Consider the following 18,782-nt stretch of genomic DNA (forward strand, 5'->3'; position numbering starts at 1 on the left):
AGCGGCACAACATGCTTCGGTTTACGACCACTAGCATGGCGCAATCGGTCAAAAGGTCAACCGTGCTTTGTACCGATAATGTTCCCGTTTCACACGGCCTCTTCGCGCACGATCACCGCGCCGACGAGGAAATCATGCAGCAGGCGCTTGCGGTCGGTAAAAAGGCCGACCAGCAGGACGAGCGGCGTCAGCACCGAGTTGAACAGCCAGAAGAGCGCCAGATGCACGGCCGCCGTCAGAAAATCCATCCGCAATCCGTCTGTGCGCACGATTCTGAGGCCCATAGAACGCATGCCGAGAGAAGCCTGCGAGATGCCGCCCATGGTGAAGCCGAAATAGAATACGGCGACGATGAAATAGAGCACCGGATAGAGAAAAAAGGCGAGGCCGAGCGTGGCGATGCCGACGAAAAACAGCAGCACCGCCGCCGGCACCCACAGGATCGCGATGATCAGATAGTCGACCAGAAAGGCAAGAACCCTGCGCGACAGAACGCCGGAGTAGGCCGGGCTGCCGGCATTCGGCGCGTAGGAGGATATGTCGCGTTCAATGCTCATCGTTCTGGCTCGCTCGTTTCAATCTCGCCACGGCATCCCGCCGCCGGTCAGGGCACTGCGCCCCTCGACAAGTCAATGTGGGTTGCCGGCGCCCGATTGCAACGGTCGGAGCATCAAAGCTGTCACGATTTGGCCAGCTTTTCGGCGACTTCCATCGCGAAATAGGTGAGGATACCGTCGCAGCCGGCGCGCTTGAACGACAGAAGCGTCTCCATCATCACCCGCTCGCCGTCGATGGCGCCGCGCTCGGCGGCCATGCGGATCATCGCGTATTCGCCGGAGACCTGGTAGGCGAAGACCGGAAGGCCGAAGGCCTCCTTCATCCGCCAGCAGATATCGAGATAGGGCAGGCCCGGCTTCACCATCAGCATGTCGGCGCCTTCCTCGACGTCCAGCGCCGCATCGCGCAGCGCTTCCGTGCCGTTGGCGGTGTCGACGTAGTAGCTCGCCTTGTCGCCCTTCAACAGGCCCTTGGTGGCGATCGCCTCGCGGTAGGGGCCGTAGAAGCCGGAGGAGAACTTGGTCGCATAGGACATGATGCCGACATTCTGGAAGCCGGCGGCATCCAGCCGCTCGCGGATCGCGCCGATGCGCCCGTCCATCATTTCCGAAGGCGCGATGATGTCGGCGCCCGCTTCGGCCTGCAGTACGGCCGCCGCGCAGATGTGATCGACCGTGGCATCGTTGACGATCTCATCACCGATCAGGATGCCGTCATGGCCGTGGCTGGTGAAGGGATCAAGCGCGACATCGGTGATGACGCCGACGCCGGGCGCCGCCTTTTTCACGGCGCGCGTCGCCCGGTTGATCAGATTGTCCGGGTTGAGGATCTCCGAGCCGTTCATGTCGCGCTTTTCCAGCGCGATGTTGGGGAAGGTGGCAATCGCGGGAATGCCGAGCGCCTCGGCCCTGCGGGCGGCCTCGGCCAGCCGGTCGACGCTCATCCGCGACACGCCGGGCATCGCCGGGATCGGCTCCTCGATGTTTTCGCCGGGAATGACGAAGACCGGCCAGATCAGGTCATCCACCGTCAGCCTGTTCTCGCGCACCAGCCTGCGCGTCCAGTCGGCCTTGCGGTTGCGGCGCATGCGGCGGTGGCCGGTGATCCGGTCGACGAGGTGGGTCTTGTCGTTGGCGTCGTTCATCCTGGTCCTCCGGCATTTCAACGTCTTTGATGTTCGTCAGGCTTTTAGAGCATCGGGTGAAAAAGTGGAATCCGGTTTTTCGATAACCCGATGCTTAAAGCAAAGAGCTGGATCACCGGGCGTTTCAAATTCGCCGCCCGGTGATCTAGCACGCCGCACCCTTCTGCAAAACAATCCAATTTGTCACATCGGCATAGCCGATCCGGGTTTGTCAGCGGGCGTTTGGCGCGTATAAGGCAATCATGACTTCAGAGCCGAGTATTGCGCCCAGACCCAGTTTTTCGCAGACCGCTTTTCTGGTTTTCAAGCGGTGCGTAGCTGCCTTCCTGTTTTTCATGGCGCTTTCGAGCTGGGCGGCGCTGATCGGGTTGACGGAAGGCGGGGCAGGGCGCTTCGATCTTGTGCATGCCGATGTGCGTTTCGTCGAGGCCGTGCTCTGCGTTCTTTATCCCGTGGCCGCCGCAGGGCTGTGGTTCGGGACCGGCTGGGGATTCGTGCTCTGGGTGCTCGGCGCCGTCGTCCAGATCGGCGCCCACAGCGCCTATCCGCATATCTTCGGCAATGCGCCGGGGCTGTCGGCGCTTCACATTCTGTTGATCGGCCTCTACGTCTCCTTCTGGGTTTACCTTGCCTTCATTCGCCGGCGCTAGGATGTGCCGAGAAGACCTGCTGCCCGGCTTTGAAAATCGACAATAATTGGCCATATTGCTGTGCAAGGGCATCGACAAAGAGACGGGCGCGACCTGACCGCCCGAGGGATCGAACGAGATTTGGATTTGATGACAAAAGACCTAGACCGGAAAGCGCCTTCCAAGAAAACTGTGTCGCGCCGTCGTTTCATCGCCGGCGCCGCCGGTGTGCTGGCGATGCCGCATCTGGCCTCCGCGCAATCGGCCGTCGATGCTCTGATCAACACGCCCGGGCGCGGCAACTGGGACGACCAGTTCGACGCCTTTACCTCGCGCGCGCCGGCCAGCGTCAGTTCCAACCAGCCGATCCTCGGACCCAACGCCCCGGCCAACCTGATGCAGGCGATTGCCCAGTATCAGCAGATCGTCACCAGCGGTGGCTGGCCGGAGGTGCACCCCAATGTGCCGTTGCAGTTTGGCGTCTATGATCCCTCGGTGCAGCAACTGCGTCAGCGGCTGATCGTTTCCGGCGACCTTCCGCGCTCGGCGGGGATTTCGGACTCCTACGATTCCTATGTGCAGGGCGCGGTACGCCGTTTCCAGGCCCGCCACGGCCTGTCGGAAACCGGTTATATCGACGAGTACACGCTGAAGGCGCTCAATGTCGGCGCCCGCGTGCGCCTCGCCCAGTTGGAGACCAATCTCTCGCGCGTCGAGGATCTCGGCTCGGACCTCGGCGAGCGATATGTTCTGGTCAATATTCCGGCCGCCTATTGCGAAGCGGTGGAGCAGAACACCGTGGCGTTGCGCAATGTCGCCATTGTCGGCCGGCCGTCGCGCCCGACGCCGATCCTGAATTCGAAGATCTTCGAAATCATCTTCAATCCGCCCTGGACCGTGCCGCGCTCGATCATCCAGAAGGATATCATGCCGCTGATGCGCAAGGATCCCAACTATCTGGTCGACAACAAGATCAGGCTCTACGACAACAAGGGCAACGAGGTCGATCCGATGACGGTTGACTGGAACGCGGAGAAGGCCCCGAACCTGACCTTCCGTCAGGATCCGGGCCCCAACAGCGCCATGGCGTCCACCAAGATCAACTTCCACAACAAGCATGCCGTCTACATGCATGACACGCCGAGCCAGTCGCTGTTCAACGATATCGTGCGCTTCGAATCGTCCGGCTGCGTGCGCATCGAAAACGTCCGCGACCTCGATGTCTGGCTTCTGAAGAACACGCCCGGCTGGGATCGCCAGCATATCGAGGAGACGATCCACAGCGGCATCTCGACGCCGGTGAACCTTGCCGATCCGGTGCCGAACCACTTCGTCTACATCACCGCTTGGTCGGCAAAGGACGGCGTCGTGCAGTTCCGCGACGATATCTACAATCTCGACGGCGCGCCGGAACTGGCGCTGCAGACAACCAGCGGCATCGAATAACCCGACGCCTTCGTATTCATGATCAAAAATGCCGTCGGCGGGCCATGTTCGCCGGCGGTTTTCGTCTATTGCACGATGATCGATCGGAGGATAGAACGCTTCCGCCCGCCTGCCACAAGTGAGGAACACGCGATGACAAGCCAGACTGTGTTTACCGAGAACTTCTTCAACCGCACGCTCGCCGACACCGATCCGGAAATCTTCGATGCGATCGGCAAGGAGCTCGGTCGCCAGCGCCACGAAATCGAGCTGATCGCCTCGGAAAACATCGTTTCGCGCGCCGTTCTCGAGGCGCAGGGTTCGATCATGACCAACAAATATGCCGAGGGCTACCCGGGCAAGCGCTATTACGGTGGCTGTCAGTTCGTCGACATCGCCGAGGAGCTCGCGATCGAGCGCGCCAAGAAGCTGTTCGGCGTCGAATTCGCCAATGTGCAGCCGAATTCCGGCTCGCAGATGAACCAGGCCGTGTTCCTCGCGCTCTTGCAGCCGGGCGATACCTTCATGGGCCTCGACCTCAATTCCGGCGGCCACCTGACCCATGGTTCGCCCGTCAACATGTCGGGCAAGTGGTTCGACGTCGTCTCCTACGGCGTTTCCCGCGAGGACAACCTCATCGACATGGATGAGGTCGCCAAGAAGGCCGAGGAACATCGCCCGAAGCTGATTATTGCCGGCGGCACGGCCTATTCGCGCATCTGGGACTGGAAGCGCTTCCGCGAGATCGCCGATTCCGTCGGCGCCTATCTGATGGTTGACATGGCCCATATCGCAGGGCTTGTCGCCGGCGGCGTGCATCCCTCGCCGTGCCCGCATGCCCATGTTGTCACGACGACGACGCACAAGTCGCTCCGCGGTCCGCGCGGCGGCATGGTGCTGACCAATGATCCGGATATCGCCAAGAAGATCAATTCGGCCGTATTCCCCGGCCTTCAGGGCGGGCCGCTGATGCATGTGATCGCCGCCAAGGCCGTGGCTTTCGGCGAGGCGCTGCAGCCGGAGTTCAAGGCCTATGCCGAACAGGTGGTCAAGAATTCGCGCGCGCTCGCCGCCTCGCTGATGGAAGGCGGGCTTGACGTGGTTTCCGGCGGCACCGACAACCACTCCATGCTGGTCGACCTTCGGCCGAAGAACGCCACCGGCAAGCGCGCGGAAGCCGCCCTTGGCCGCGCCTACATCACCTGCAACAAGAACGGCATTCCCTTCGATCCGGAAAAGCCCTTCGTGACGTCGGGCGTGCGTCTTGGCGCCCCGGCGGGTACGACGCGCGGCTTTACCGAGGCCGAATTCACCGAGATCGGCAAGCTCATCGTCGAGGTTCTGGACGGCCTCAAGGAAGCCAATTCCGACGAGGGCAATGCGGCGGTTGAAAAGGCCGTGCGCGAAAAGGTCGTCGCGCTCACCGAGCGCTTCCCGATGTATGGCTATATGGGCTGATGCGCTGCCCGTTCTGCAATTCGCCTGATACCCAGGTCAAGGATTCGCGCCCGGCGGAGGACAACACGTCCATCCGCCGCAGGCGCGTCTGTCCCGATTGCGGCGGGCGGTTCACCACCTTCGAGCGCGTGCAGCTGCGCGAGCTCGTCGTCGTCAAGAAGAACGGCCGAAAGGTGCCGTTCGACCGCGACAAGCTGGTGCGCTCCTTCGAGATTGCGCTGCGAAAACGACCGGTCGAACGCGAGCGCATCGAACGCGCCGTGTCAGGCATCGTGCGGCGGCTGGAAAGCGCGGGCGAACCCGAAATCCAGTCCGAGGAGATCGGGCTCCTCGTTCTTGAGGCGCTGAAGAACCTCGATGACGTCGCCTTTGTGCGTTTTGCCTCGGTCTATCGAGATTTTTCGACAACGGAAGATTTCGAGGAAATCATCGCCGAATTTTCCGCCAAGCTCGCCCGCGACAACGAGACCAGCGAGATCTGAAGCGGGCAATTCTGCCCTGCAGAAGAGCGCTTCTAGAGCAAAATACTTGCAAGTGACCGGCAGGCATGGTTTAGCCGCTCGTGATGACGCGCGGGCAATCATGCACCGCCTCTATAGACTGACCGCATCCCTTCGGAATGCGAGGAGACCCATGACGACCGAAAAGACCGCAAACCAGCGTGGCGCCGCCCGCCTTGCCGCCGTTCAGGCGCTCTACCAGATGGATCTCGCCGGCACGGCGCTGGCCGATGTGCTCGCCGAATACGAGGTCTATCGTCTGGGCAAGGAAATCGACGGCGACGTCTACCTGAAGGCTGATCCGGCCTGGTTCCGCGCGATCGTCAGCGGCGTCGTGAAGGAACAGAAGTCGCTCGATCCGAAGATCTCGGACGCGATTTCGGAAGGCTGGACGCTGTCACGGCTTGATTCGACGCTGCGCGCCATCCTGCGCGCCGGCGTTTTCGAAATCGTGAAGAAGCCCGATGTGCCGACGGCCGTCATCGTCACCGAGTATGTCGAGATCGCCACCGCCTTTTTCGAGGGCGATGAGGGCAAGCTCGTCAACGCCGTGCTTGACCGGATCGCCCGGCGAGAGCGGGCTGAAAAAAAGGCCTGAGCGCGCTACCGACACTCAGGCCCTTTCGCAGGCTATGTGGGTTCGGTCATTCGAAGCTGATTCCGGTTACGCGGCCTTTCCAGAATGGCTCGACCCGTCCATCGCCGGCTCGGGCGATGAGGAATGTGTGGGGGATCATCATGCCAGCGACAAGGCGGTAGTCGCCGCGTTCCGAATGTTCGCCCGACCCATGATAAGGCGTCGTCAGATCGCCGTCCTCGGTCGCGTCGAAACTTGCGAGGCTGCCATCGTCCCGGAAGGTGGCAATCATGCTTGCCTCAAGTCCGAACCCGCTCACGGTCGCCAGCGCGCTGTGCTCGTCGATGGGTTCCCAGCGCACCGGTCCGCCGGGTAGCAGCGCCACGGGAAAGAGCGGACTTTCCAACAGCCAGCGCCGAAGGGAGATCCGGTTGAGTTCCGGAGTGGCCTTTTCGTCGACGACTGTCAGAGTCGAGGCGAGCTTTGCCCGCATTTCCATCTCGCCGCCGGCAAAGTAATCGTAGACGCGCGCGTCTATACCCGGAGCGATCGGCGTCGTTGCGGTGAAAAGCAGGGCCGGGCTCGACAGCGAAATCGTCTGCTCTGCCTGTGTCGGCCCAAATCCCTCTGTCAGCGGGCGACGGAACATGCCTTCCTCGGCCACGGAAACGACCGTGAGGGACGGATCGACCTCCTTGATGGCAAAATCGAAATAGCGCTTCACCGGCGCCGGCAAGGCTTGAATTTGTGCCGCAGATGGCCGGGGAAATTGGTCTTCGGCCGCAATGGCGCGCACGCTGCGCACATGGCCGGCGATCTCGCGTAAGGTGACGACATATGAAATGCCGATCCAGACGATCAGCGCGACAATGATGACGGCAAGGCCTGCCGCGGCGTATTTCAGAATCCTTATGATCATGGGCTTTCTCCTGGTGCATCGTCCCGCAAGCGGCAAGTACCGTTCGCAAGGCGCGATGGGGCAACTCGGTAGGGTGGATTGTTCTATGAGCGCGTGAATGGACGCACGGCATTTCAGGCGTTGGCGTCCGGTTTCGTTTGTGGGCCGGTCGCGATCAGGAAACGCATCAATGCATCGACGGCGGCGATGGCCGCGTCTCGAGGGTCTTCGCCTTCAGGCACCGGCGCGCGGTCGAGAAGGGTGAGCATCGCCGCTCCGTGGACTGTCGACCAAAGCAGGAAGGCGAATTTTCCGGCCTCGGCCTGCGGCAGGTACCCCGCCGCCTGACAGGCTTCGACCGCGCCGATCAGCACGGTGAGGCAGCGGGCGCCGATATCCGTCTCGAATGGATTGCCGGACACGCCCGTTTCCTTTGGCGGATCGAACATCAGGCGGTAGAGATTCGGGTTTTCGAAGGCAAATTGCAGATAGGCCAGCCCGCCTTCCCACAACCGGTCTACGGGATCGGAAGCATGGCGCGCTGCGGTCGTCAGTTTCTGTTCGAGCATCATCTTGAAGCCTTCGTCATGCACGGCTCTCAAGAGCGCGCTCTTGCTGGAAAAATGGGTGTAGAGCGCCGGTGCGCTGCAGCCGATTTGTTTGGCGATCCTGCCAAGCGAAATGTCATCGACCGGGCAGGTCGACAGAAGGTCGACGGTCGCGGCGAGGGCTGCCTTTTCGATTTCAATTTGAAGTTCCTTGCGTGGGCGGGCCATGTCTCTGTTCTTCCGATAATAAATTTAATGACATTAAATTAATGGAGTTAAATTTATTATGCAACTCCTTTTTCGCCTTTCATCACTCTTGGGGTTCGGGCCGGGGTGGTAAACGCCGCTAAACCGGACAGAGGACCGGTTCGGGATTTCGGCTTAAATCGTTTCATTTTTGCCCTTCGCCTTTGCGATAGCGCAAAGCCCGCCTCCATGACGGTCTTCTAAAGTCGAGCGGAAGCCCTTGACGCCTCGTCCGCTCCACAGCACTCTCCTGTTTACCCGCAGGGCGTGGAGGGGAATGAGGCGTTCTGCGGATTGAACGGTGCGGCTTTTGCTGCTTTCGCGAAGGCTTTTCGCGCGGGCAGGCAGGAGCGGCCGGTGAACAATTTCGGCAAGTGCGGGTGGCCAAGGCCCTGTCCCGTTCGTGCCGTTGAGGGAAGGAAAGCGAGAAATGATGATATTGCTTGCCGTGATTGTCTGCGGCCTGCTGTCGATCGTGTATGCCCTTTGGGCGACGCGCTCGGTAATGGTTGCCGATCAGGGAACCCCGCGTATGAAGGAAATCGCGGGCTTCATCCGGGAAGGGGCGCAGGCCTATCTGACGCGCCAGTATACAACGATTGCGATCGTCGGCGTCGTCGTCTTCGTTCTGGCCTGGCTGCTGCTCTCACTGAGTGCGGCGATCGGCTTTGTGATCGGTGCGGTGCTTTCCGGGGCTGCCGGCTTCATCGGCATGCATGTCTCTGTGCGCGCCAATGTCCGCACCGCGCAGGCCGCATCCTACAGTCTGCCGGCCGGTCTCGACATCGCGTTCAAGTCGGGGGCAATCACGGGCATGCTGGTCGCCGGTCTCGCGCTGCTCGGTGTATCGGTTTACTACTATGTCCTGACCGTTGTGCTGGGCCATGCCCCGGCAGACCGCGAAGTGATCGACGCGCTGGTCGCGCTCGGCTTCGGCGCCTCGCTGATCTCGGTCTTCGCCCGTCTCGGCGGCGGCATCTTCACCAAGGGCGCTGATGTCGGCGGCGACCTTGTCGGCAAGGTGGAAGCGGGAATCCCGGAAGACGATCCGCGCAACCCGGCGACGATCGCCGACAATGTCGGCGACAATGTCGGCGACTGCGCCGGCATGGCGGCCGACCTCTTCGAGACCTATGCCGTCTCGGTCGTGGCCACCATGGTGCTCGGCGCCATCTTCTTCGGCGGAAGCGCCATTCTCGGCGATGTCATGTTGCTGCCGCTCGCCATCTGCGCGGTCTGCATCCTGACCTCGATCGTCGGCACCTTCTTCGTCAAGCTCGGCGCCAACGGCTCGATCATGGGCGCTCTTTATCGCGGCCTGATCGTCACCGGTCTTCTGTCGATCGTCGGCCTCGGGATCGCCACCTGGCTCACCGTCGGTTTCGGTTCGCTCGGCGAGGTTGCCGGACGCAACATCACCGGCTGGGCCCTGTTCATCTGCGGCATTGTCGGCCTGATCGTCACCGCGTTGATCGTCGTCATCACCGAGTATTATACCGGTACCGGCAAGCGTCCGGTGGTCTCGATTGCCCAGGCATCGGTCTCGGGCCACGGCACCAATGTCATCCAGGGTCTGGCCGTCTCGCTTGAAGCGACGGCGCTGCCGGCGATCGTGATCTGCGGCGGCATTATCTCCACTTACCAGCTTGCCGGCCTGTTCGGCACGGGCATCGCGGTCACCGCCATGCTCGGCATTGCCGGCATGATCGTGGCGCTCGACGCTTTCGGCCCGGTCACCGACAATGCCGGCGGCATTGCCGAAATGGCCGGCCTCGATCCGGATGTGCGCAAATCGACCGACGCGCTCGATGCCGTCGGCAACACCACCAAGGCCGTCACGAAGGGCTATGCCATCGGTTCGGCCGGTCTCGGCGCGCTGGTTCTGTTCGCCGCCTATTCGAACGACCTCGCCTATTTTGCAGCGAACGGAGATACCTATCCCTTCTACGCGAACATGGGCGATATCTCGTTCTCGCTGTCGAACCCTTATGTGGTGGCCGGCCTGATCTTCGGCGGACTGATTCCCTATCTCTTCGGCGGCATCGCGATGACGGCCGTTGGCCGCGCGGCCAGTGCCGTGGTTGCCGAAGTGCGCCGGCAGTTCAAGGAAAAGCCCGGCATCATGGGCGGAACGGAAAAACCGGATTACGGTCGTGCCGTCGACATGCTGACCAAGGCCGCGATCCGCGAGATGATCATCCCCTCGCTGCTGCCGGTGCTGGCGCCGCTCGTCGTGTTCTTCGGCGTCTGGGCCCTCTCCGGTTCCAAGGCTTCCGCCTTCGCGGCGCTGGGCGCCTCGCTTCTCGGCGTGATCGTCAACGGCCTCTTCGTCGCCATCTCGATGACCTCGGGTGGTGGTGCCTGGGACAACGCCAAGAAGAGCTTCGAGGATGGTTTCGTCGATGCCGACGGGACGACCCACGAAAAGGGCTCGGACGCCCACAAGGCCTCCGTCACCGGTGATACGGTTGGCGATCCCTACAAGGATACGGCCGGCCCTGCCGTAAACCCGGCGATCAAGATCACCAATATCGTCGCGCTTCTGCTTCTGGCGGTTCTCGCCTGAGCAAACGCCTTTACCCGGCGGAGCCGCTCCGCCGGGGCAAAAATAAAGACCCCGCCTGTTTTGCAGGCGGGGTCTTCATCGTTTGTACGTTCAAGCCGGGTCCTACTGGATGGCGCCGTTGGTGCCGAAGAAGTCGCGGGCGGCGCTGCTGCCGGTGCCCTGCAGGATCTGCTGGATGAAGGTGATGTCCTTGCCGCCGGTTGGCGTGGTCTCGGAGACCATGTCCACGACCTTTCCGTCTTCAAGCGTATAGCGGGCGATCTTGTCGACGCGGCCATTGCCGTTGAAGTAGATCGCCAGAATTTCCTGATCGACGAGACGCGGCTTCTGGAATTCGAAACGGCGCTCCTTGCGCTGCGAAATGTAGAAGAGGACCTCGTTGTCGAAGGTCGCTGTTGTTGACGGCTGGCCCAGCGTCAGGACGACCTGTTCGCGACTTGAGCCTTCCTTGACGAGCTGAAGCCGCTCTTCGTCGACGACATAGCCCTGGTAGAAGACGTCCTTGGTGCCGATCACGTCAGAGGTCGAGCAACCTGCGGTAAAGAGCGCGACGGCAAAGAGCGCGCCCGCGGCAGCCGGACGAACCGGTCGGAAATCAAAATAGTCTCGGCGCATCTTCAAGCGTCCACTCCCTGGCAAAACTTCTTATCAAGCCGGCGGGGCTTTCCGGCCGGCCGCCCTGTTTCATGGTGCAAGCCACACCTTCGATGAAGGTTGGCTCTGGCCGCGATTCCCGGTTGCGGGCAGCGAGCGCGCAAACTACCATTGACCATGGTTCTGTTTGAGCGCACAGACCGCCTGTTGCCGGATGAACCCGAAGCCTCGCGTTTTCCAACTCAAATGGATAAACCAGCTTGTGCCGGGATGCAATTGTGCGGGCGGTTCGTGACCAGTCGTCACAGCCAAGTGAAGAGAGTAGGATGATCCTGAGGATTTTCGGCAAGAGCCGCTCCAATCGCCTGATCGTGCAGCGCCAATATGGCGTGATCACGGCAACGGCGCGACAACCCTGTTTCTATACGGATTACGGCGTTCCCGATACGGTGATGGGCCGTTTCGAGATGCTCTCCGTGGTGATGATCCTGTTCTTGCGGCGCACCTCGAAATCATCTGAGAGCGGAAAGCAGATGGCCCAGGAGGTCGTCGACGCCTTTTTTATGGATATCGACTATTCGATTCGCGAGCTGGGGGTCGGCGACAATTCGGTGCCCAAGCGGATGAAGAAGCTCGCCGGCATGTTTTACGGGCGCCTCGAACGCTATGTGCGCTGCCTGCAGGATCGCGACCTTGAGCAGCTTGCCATCGCGCTCGCCCAGAATATCCACTCTGTCGAGGCCGACCCCGCCGATATGGCGGAGCTTGCGCGCTGGATGCTGGCGAATGCCGATCATCTCGACAGGATCGATGAAATTGTCGTGGAAACGGGGATGGTCAGCTTCCTCGTGCCCGAAAGCATGGAGACGGGACGTGTCTGAGAAGAATGCGAACGAGAAGCCCCTGCCGTTCTCGCGCCCCTTTGCGGTGGCGCGGGCGGCTGCGGTGCCGTTCGAAATGCGCCTTGAGGCGAAGGGTGACGAGCTTGAGCGTCTGGCCGGTTTCCTTGACGTCGACGCCGTGACCGCGCTTGCGGCCGATCTGAGGATAACGCCCTTCCGGCGCGAGGGCGTGCGGGTGCGGGGCGACGTGAAGGCCCATATCGTGCAGTCCTGCGTGGTGACGCTGGAGCCGATCGAGACGGATCTGTCTGCACCGGTGGACGCGACCTATCTACCCGAGCAGTCCCGGCAGTTCAGGCGCAAGGTCAATGAGGAGGGCGAGCTTCTGGTCGACCCGGAAGGACCTGATGATCCGGAGCCTTTTTCCGGCAGCGAGATCGACATCGCCGCTGTCGTCATCGAGGCGATCGGGCTTGCTATCGATCCCTATCCGCGCAAGCCCGATGCGGAACTGCCGCCGGACGTCAGCGATGAGGGCGATGAGGGGGAGGCGACGGCAGAAAAGGAATCGCCTTTCGCCGCGCTGAAGGACTGGAAGGGCGGAGGAGAAGAGTAGGCGACGGAGAGGAGAGCCCTTCCGGGCCGGCCTTTGGCGCTGTCGGGCGGGGCTTTCCGGCAAAACGCATGTTAATTGCTGTTTTTGCCTCGCGGCAGTTGTCTCCCGCAGCAAAAACGGTATTTTGGCCCGGCTTCTCCGGATGCGTGCAAACAGGGATCTCGAACGTTTGATTAGAATTTCCATTGATGCCATGGGGGGAGATGTCGGACCGGAAGTCGCCATCGCAGGCGCCGCTGAGGCTCTGACGCGTCACCCCGACATCAGCTATATTATCTACGGTCGGCAGTCCGTCATCGAACCGCTTCTTGCCTCCTATCCCAAACTCAAGGATCAGGCGCGCGTGGTCGATTGCGAGGTCGCCGTCGGCATGGACGAAAAGCCGAGCCAGGCCTTGCGGCGCGGACGCAATGTTTCCAGCATGTGGCGGGCGATCGAAGCGGTGAAGGAAGACCACTCCGACGCCGCCGTTTCGGCCGGCAACACCGGCGCGCTGATGGCCATGGCCATGTTCTGCCTGAAGACCATGCCCGATATCGACCGCCCGGCGATCGCCGGCATCTGGCCGACCTTGAAGGGCGAAAGCATCGTTCTCGACATCGGCGCCACGATCGGCGCGGACGCCAAGCAACTCCTTGATTTCGCCTTGATGGGCGGAGCGATGGCGCGCGCGCTGTTCGAGCTGAAGAAGCCGACCGTCGGTCTTCTCAATGTCGGCGTCGAGGAAGTGAAGGGCGTCGAACAGGTCAAGGAAGCTGGAAAGCTTCTCCGCGAGGCCGATATCGACAATCTCGATTATGCCGGCTTCGTCGAGGGCGACGATCTCGGCCGGGGCACGGTGGATGTCTTCGTTGTCGAGGGCTTTACCGGCAATATCGCGCTGAAGACGGCGGAGGGCACAGCCCGCCAGATCGCCGAATATCTGCGTTCGGCCATGTCGCGCACGCTGATGTCGCGCATCGGCTATCTCTTTGCCCGCGGCGCCTTCCGCATGCTGCGCGAGAAGCTTGATCCGCGCAAGGTCAATGGCGGCGTGTTTCTCGGTCTGAACGGCATCGTGATCAAGAGCCACGGCAGCACGGACGCCGAAGGTTATGCCTCGGCGATCGAGGTGGCCTATGACATGGTGCATAACGGGCTGCAGGCCAAGATCCAGCATGATCTGAGCGAGTATCACGCGCGCAATGAATCACCCATGGGGCCGGAAGCGGCCTGAAGCGACAGTGCGCAAACGGCTTACCGGCCGCAATGTCTGCCAACAAGGAATAACAATATGATGCGATCTGTCGTTTGTGGTTTCGGTGCGGCGCTGCCAGAGCGCGCGGTCACCAATGACGAACTGCGGCAGCTTGTGGACACGACCGACAGCTGGATCCAGCAGCGCACCGGCATTCGCCAGCGCTATATCGCCGGCCCCGAGGAGACCACGGCATCGCTCGGCGAGAAGGCCGCGCGCGCGGCGCTCGACAATGCGGGCCTCGCGCCCGCCGATATCGATCTGATCGTGGTGGCGACGTCGACCCCCGACAACACCTTTCCGGCAACGGCCGTGAACATCCAGAACCGGCTCGGCATGGAGCACGGCTTTGCCTTCGATATGCAGGCGGTTTGTTCCGGCTTCGTCTATGCGTTGACGACGGCCGACAATTTCATCCGCGCCGGGCGCGCGCGCCGCGTTCTGGTGATCGGCGCGGAGACGTTTTCGCGGCTTCTCGACTGGACCGACCGGACGACCTGCGTGTTGTTCGGCGACGGCGCCGGCGCGCTCGTGCTGGAGGCAAAGGAAGAGAGCGAGGCGGAAAATCGCGGGATCATTGCCGCCAGCCTGCGCTCCGACGGCTCCCATTGCCAGAAACTCTATGTCGATGGCGGCGTTTCCACTACAGGCGACATCGGCCATCTGCGCATGGAGGGCCGCGAGGTCTTCAAACATGCCGTCGGGATGATCACCGATGTGATCGAGTCGGCCTTCGCCGAAGCGAAAATCGACATCGACCAACTCGATTGGCTGGTACCGCACCAGGCGAACCGACGGATCATCGAAGGCTCGGCAAAGAAGCTCGGCATTCCGATGGACAAGGTTGTCGTGACCGTGGATCAGCACGCCAATACATCGGCGGCCTCCATTCCGCTGGCGCTCGCAACGGCTGCAGGCGATGGCCGGATCAAACGCGGCGATATGGTGATGCTGGAGGCGATGGGCGGCGGATTTACCTGGGGAGCGGTGCTTTTGCGCTGGTAATGCGCTTCGCGCAACGAAATCAGTCCTTTCATGCGCTTGACCGCCCTGCCGCACAGCAATAGTGTCTTGGCCAAGGGGAAATTAAGAAAACTGGGATGCGGCAATGCCTGGCAAAACTGTGACGCGTGCGGATCTGGCCGAGTCGGTGTTCCGCAAGGTGGGACTTTCCCGTACGGAATCGGCCGAGCTGGTCGAGACCGTTATCGATGAAATCTGCGACGCGATCGTCAAGGGCGAGACGGTGAAGCTCTCTTCCTTCGCGACCTTTCAGGTGCGTGACAAGAACGAGCGGATCGGCCGGAACCCGAAGACCGGCGAGGAAGTGCCGATCTCGCCGCGGCGGGTCATGACCTTCAAGGCGTCAAACGTGTTGAAGCAGAAGATCCTGAAGGCGCATCTCAACCGCAAGCACAAGGCCGAAAAGGCCGCGCAGAAATCGGCCTCCTGAGGCATTTGCCGGAACGGTCTTCTGCCCGGCTTGCTTTGCCGGCCTTATCGCGCTGAAATACAGGTCCGATTCGATCATTCTGGCAGGCGAGGACGGCTGAGCCCATGGACAAGTCTCCCGAGGCATTTCGCACCATTTCCGAAGTCGCGGAAGAGCTGGAGTTGCCGCAGCACGTGCTGCGCTTCTGGGAAACGCGGTTCACACAGGTCAAGCCGATGAAGCGGGGCGGCGGTCGCCGCTACTATCGCCCCGAGGACATCGAGCTTCTGAAGGGGATCCGTCACCTCCTCTATGATCACGGCTATACCATCAAGGGCGTGCAGAAGCTGCTGAAGAGCAACGGCAACCGGTTTGTCACCGCGATCGGCAGCGGCGACGCCGAGCTTGTCGAGGCGCTGGCCGTGACGCCGGAGGCCCGGCAGAACGAGGATCAACCCTCGATCTTCGACGATGACCAGGTTGTCGGACGTCCGAAGAAAGCCGGCGGGACCGGCTTTTTCCGCCGCAAGAAGGATGAGGAGGGGGCTGTCGATCCCGCCTCTGGCCTGGCGCGCTCGGATGACGCGCTCCTGCAAGAAGTGCTCTACGACCTCCTGGAATGCAAGCGCCTGCTCGATCAGGTGCGCTGACGGTCTTCTCCTCGGCCTGCAGTACAGCAAAAGCCCCGGCAACGGGGCTTTGTCATGTCTGCGGCCGGGCCCCGCATCGGCGTTGATCCTCTTCAAATTCCTGTCTTCACGGCTGCGCTATAGTGTCCGCCAGAGGGGGAATTGCGACTCCCGTATTGCCAAAGCCGTCCCATTCTGCTTCCACTTATGGTGGCAATTTCGTATCGTCTCAATACGAAGGCCGGTTTCGGGGGTGAGTTTGCGGATCGCGACGGCGGTGCCCGACACGATGCGCCATGATTTTGGAGAATGATGATGGCGGAGAATGCAGCGGCCAATGACCTGGAAAGCCTGCCGGTCGAGGCGGTTCTGGAAAAGCTCGGCGTCGACCCCGAAAAGGGCCTGAGCGCGGCGGAGGCGCAAAAGCGGCTGGCGCAATATGGCCCCAACGCATTGCCCGAGGAAAAGACCAGCCTTTTCAAGAAGATTGCCCAGCACTTCGTCGGCCCGATCGCCTTCATGATCGAGGCCGCCGCGCTGGTGTCTTTGATCCTCGGGGATACGGGCGACTTCATCATCATCTTCGGCCTGCTGCTCTTCAACGCCGGCCTCGAATTCTACCAGGACAGCAAGGCGACAAGCGCGCTCGCGGCACTCAAGAACTCGCTCGCCCCGCAGGCAACGGCGCTGCGCGACGGCAAGTTTGCCGTCATTGATGCGGCAACGCTCGTGCCGGGCGACATCATCAAGATCCGATTGGGCGGCATCGTGCCCGCCGATGTTCGTCTGGTCTCCGGCGACTACGCCTCGATCGACCAGGCGGCGCTGACGGGCGAATCGCTTCCGGTCAACAAGACGGTCGGCGATATCGCCTATTCGGGCAGCGTGGTGAAACAGGGCGAGATGGCGGCCGTCGTCACCGAAACGGGGTCGGAGACCTTCTTCGGTCGCACCGCCAAGCTTGTCGCCGGCGCCGGCGCCGTCAGCCAGGCGCAGAAGGCGATGTTCCAGATCGGCAATTTCCTGATCGTCGTGGCGGTCGTGCTGGCGCTGATCATGGTCGCCGTCCAGGTCTATGTCGACATCGTCAAGACCGACAACTGGGGTCTCGCCGATGCGCTCGGCATTCTGCAATTCGTGCTGGTGCTTTTGGTCGCCTCCATTCCCGTGGCGATGCCGGCGGTATTCTCCATCACCATGGCGCTTGGCGCGCTGGCGTTGTCGAAGGAGAAGGCGATCGTCTCGCGTCTGTCGTCGATCGACGAAATGGCCGGCGCCGATATTCTCTGCTCCGACAAGACCGGAACGCTGACGAAGAATATCCTGACGCTCGGCGATCCGATCCCGGTCGGCGGGGCAAAGGCCGAGGACATCGTGCTCGCCGGCGCGCTCGCCTCGCGCGCCGAGGACGGCGATGCGATCGACGGCGCGGTGATTGGCGCGCTTGCCGACAAGGCCGTGCTCAAGCAGTACACGATCGGCAAGTTCACGCCCTTCGATCCCGTGTCAAAGCGCACCGAGGCGACGATCAACGGTCCCGACGGCAAGGCGTTCCTGACATCCAAGGGCGCGCCGCACGCGATCGTTCTCCTGGCCAATGCGGACAAGGCGGTTGCCGATGAGGTCGACGCCCATGTCGCAGAACTCGGCGCCAAGGGCTATCGCGCGCTCGCCGTCGCCCGCTCCGATGACGGCGGCGCAAGCTGGACGCTGCTCGGCATCCTGCCGATGTTCGATCCGCCGCGCGACGATTCGAAACAGACGATCGAGAATGTCCGCGCCAAGGGCGTCTCCGTGAAGATGATCACCGGCGACGACACCGCGATTGCCAAGGAGACGGCGCGCCAGCTCGGCCTTGGCACCAATATCCTGCCTGCCGCGGAGGTCTTTCCGAAGGACATGGACCCGGACAATGTGCCTGGTCCGATTGCCAACCGGATCCTGACGGCGGACGGCTTTGCCCGGGTGTTCCCCGAGCACAAATACGCGATCGTCAAGACCTTCCAGAAGAACGGCCATCTGGTGGCGATGACCGGCGACGGCGTCAATGACGCGCCGGCGCTGAAACAGGCCGATTGCGGTATCGCCGTTTCCGGCGCGACGGATGCGGCGCGGGGCGCCGCCGCTTTGATCCTGACGGCGCCCGGCCTTTCCGTGATCCAGAATGCGATCGACGAGGCGCGACGCATCTTCGGCCGGATCACCAGCTACACGATCTATCGCGTGGCGCTGACCATGGACATCATGTTCCTGGTGGTGCTGTCGACCATCTTCCTCGGTTTCCAGCCGCTGACGCCGATCATGATCGTGCTGATGTCGCTCCTCGACGATATCCCGATCATGACGGTGGCCTATGACAATACCAGCGTCTCCGAACAGCCGATCCGGTGGCGCATGCCGCACCTTCTTTCGGTCTCCGCCGTGCTCGGCTTTGCCTCCATCGTCCAGTCCTTCGGCCTGTTGCTGATGGGCATGGAAGTGCTGTCGGAACCGGGACGCTGGGCGGGACTTGGGCTGACCGACCAGTCCCACCTCCAGTCGATGATGTTCCTGCAACTTGTCGCCGGCGGTCATCTGCTGATGCTGGTCAGCCGCAAGGAAAACTGGTTCATGAAGAAACCCTATCCCGCGCCGCCTTTGCTCATCGCCATTTTCGCCACGCAGCTTGTCGCCGTGCTGATGTGCGGGTTCGGTATCATCGTGCCCGAGATCCCCTGGAGGCTGATCGGCTTCGTCTGGATTTACCTGATTGTCTGGCTGTTCATCATCGGGCTGGTCAGGATCGGGATCGACCATGTTCTGGAAAACCGCAGCGCCCGCAGAGCCATGTCGATCGATGTGGTCAATGAACGGCTCTTTCGTTAGACTTGGCCGGTAAAAGGG

At 61.8% G+C, this 18,782-nt stretch carries 18 protein-coding genes; 13 read left to right on the plus strand and 5 right to left on the minus strand.

Annotation, left to right across the window (positions count from 1 at the left end; genetic code table 11):
* Positions 1-89: 89 nt before the first annotated feature.
* A complete protein-coding gene (locus tag FF124_RS09385) occupies positions 90-557 on the minus strand; it encodes an RDD family protein (protein WP_138748244.1) in 468 nt (155 codons plus the stop codon).
* A gap of 122 nt (positions 558-679) precedes the next feature.
* Positions 680-1,702, minus strand: a complete 1,023-nt coding sequence (gene hemB / locus FF124_RS09390) for a porphobilinogen synthase (RefSeq protein ID WP_138748245.1) — start codon at positions 1,700-1,702, stop codon at positions 680-682.
* Positions 1,703-1,944: 242 nt separating this feature from the next.
* Between hemB and FF124_RS09395 the strand changes: the two genes are divergently transcribed.
* The 5 genes from FF124_RS09395 (at position 1,945) to nusB (ending at position 6,312) form a co-directional block, all read left to right on the plus strand.
* Positions 1,945-2,352 carry a DUF6163 family protein gene (locus tag FF124_RS09395; RefSeq protein WP_138748246.1) on the plus strand — a complete coding sequence of 136 codons (408 nt, stop codon included), beginning with the start codon at positions 1,945-1,947 and terminating at the stop codon, positions 2,350-2,352.
* Between the two features lie 129 nt (positions 2,353-2,481).
* Complete coding sequence (locus tag FF124_RS09400) at positions 2,482-3,777, plus strand: L,D-transpeptidase family protein (protein ID WP_138748247.1); 1,296 nt, start codon at positions 2,482-2,484, stop codon at positions 3,775-3,777.
* A 132-nt stretch (positions 3,778-3,909) separates the two neighbouring features.
* Positions 3,910-5,214: a serine hydroxymethyltransferase gene (gene glyA, locus FF124_RS09405; RefSeq protein ID WP_138748248.1), complete on the plus strand. Its 1,305-nt coding sequence runs from the start codon at positions 3,910-3,912 to the stop codon at positions 5,212-5,214.
* The gene (gene nrdR / locus FF124_RS09410; RefSeq protein WP_138748249.1) at positions 5,214-5,696 is read left to right on the plus strand and encodes a transcriptional regulator NrdR; all 483 of its coding nucleotides are present in this window, start codon (positions 5,214-5,216) and stop codon (positions 5,694-5,696) included. Before glyA ends, nrdR begins: the two co-directional genes overlap by 1 nt.
* 151 nt (positions 5,697-5,847) lie before the next feature.
* Positions 5,848-6,312 (plus strand): transcription antitermination factor NusB, encoded by a 465-nt coding sequence (nusB, locus tag FF124_RS09415; protein WP_138748250.1) that lies wholly within the window; start codon positions 5,848-5,850, stop codon positions 6,310-6,312.
* A gap of 46 nt (positions 6,313-6,358) precedes the next feature.
* Here nusB and FF124_RS09420 read toward each other — a convergent pair whose 3' ends face one another.
* Together FF124_RS09420 and FF124_RS09425 are read right to left on the minus strand one after the other, a co-directional pair.
* Positions 6,359-7,210: a DUF6920 family protein gene (locus FF124_RS09420; protein ID WP_138748251.1), complete on the minus strand. Its 852-nt coding sequence runs from the start codon at positions 7,208-7,210 to the stop codon at positions 6,359-6,361.
* A 113-nt stretch (positions 7,211-7,323) separates the two neighbouring features.
* Positions 7,324-7,965 (minus strand): TetR/AcrR family transcriptional regulator, encoded by a 642-nt coding sequence (locus tag FF124_RS09425; protein WP_138748252.1) that lies wholly within the window; start codon positions 7,963-7,965, stop codon positions 7,324-7,326.
* A 448-nt stretch (positions 7,966-8,413) separates the two neighbouring features.
* Between FF124_RS09425 and FF124_RS09430 the strand changes: the two genes are divergently transcribed.
* Complete coding sequence (locus FF124_RS09430) at positions 8,414-10,549, plus strand: sodium-translocating pyrophosphatase (protein ID WP_138748253.1); 2,136 nt, start codon at positions 8,414-8,416, stop codon at positions 10,547-10,549.
* Positions 10,550-10,651: 102 nt separating this feature from the next.
* Here the strand turns inward: FF124_RS09430 and FF124_RS09435 are convergent, their stop codons facing one another.
* A complete protein-coding gene (locus FF124_RS09435; protein ID WP_138748548.1) occupies positions 10,652-11,164 on the minus strand; it encodes an outer membrane protein assembly factor BamE in 513 nt (170 codons plus the stop codon).
* A 305-nt stretch (positions 11,165-11,469) separates the two neighbouring features.
* Between FF124_RS09435 and FF124_RS09440 the strand changes: the two genes are divergently transcribed.
* From FF124_RS09440 to FF124_RS09470, 7 genes are all read left to right on the plus strand, one after another.
* On the plus strand, positions 11,470-12,024 hold the full coding sequence (locus tag FF124_RS09440) for a ubiquinol-cytochrome C chaperone family protein (RefSeq protein ID WP_138748254.1): 555 nt from the start codon (positions 11,470-11,472) through the stop codon (positions 12,022-12,024).
* Positions 12,017-12,601, plus strand: a complete 585-nt coding sequence (locus FF124_RS09445) for a YceD family protein (protein ID WP_187326888.1) — start codon at positions 12,017-12,019, stop codon at positions 12,599-12,601. Before FF124_RS09440 ends, FF124_RS09445 begins: the two co-directional genes overlap by 8 nt.
* A gap of 169 nt (positions 12,602-12,770) precedes the next feature.
* On the plus strand, positions 12,771-13,817 hold the full coding sequence (gene plsX / locus FF124_RS09450; protein ID WP_138748256.1) for a phosphate acyltransferase PlsX: 1,047 nt from the start codon (positions 12,771-12,773) through the stop codon (positions 13,815-13,817).
* 57 nt (positions 13,818-13,874) lie between these two features.
* Positions 13,875-14,843, plus strand: a complete 969-nt coding sequence (locus FF124_RS09455) for a beta-ketoacyl-ACP synthase III (RefSeq protein ID WP_138748257.1) — start codon at positions 13,875-13,877, stop codon at positions 14,841-14,843.
* 103 nt (positions 14,844-14,946) lie between these two features.
* Positions 14,947-15,291, plus strand: coding sequence for an integration host factor subunit alpha (locus FF124_RS09460; RefSeq protein WP_024709611.1), 345 nt, complete (start codon positions 14,947-14,949; stop codon positions 15,289-15,291).
* A gap of 104 nt (positions 15,292-15,395) precedes the next feature.
* Positions 15,396-15,920, plus strand: coding sequence for a MerR family transcriptional regulator (locus FF124_RS09465; RefSeq protein WP_138748258.1), 525 nt, complete (start codon positions 15,396-15,398; stop codon positions 15,918-15,920).
* Positions 15,921-16,214: 294 nt separating this feature from the next.
* On the plus strand, positions 16,215-18,764 hold the full coding sequence (locus FF124_RS09470; RefSeq protein ID WP_138748259.1) for a plasma-membrane proton-efflux P-type ATPase: 2,550 nt from the start codon (positions 16,215-16,217) through the stop codon (positions 18,762-18,764).
* Positions 18,765-18,782 lie beyond the last annotated feature (18 nt).

It is taken from the genome of Martelella lutilitoris (assembly GCF_005924265.1).
Classification (GTDB): domain Bacteria; phylum Pseudomonadota; class Alphaproteobacteria; order Rhizobiales; family Rhizobiaceae; genus Martelella; species Martelella lutilitoris.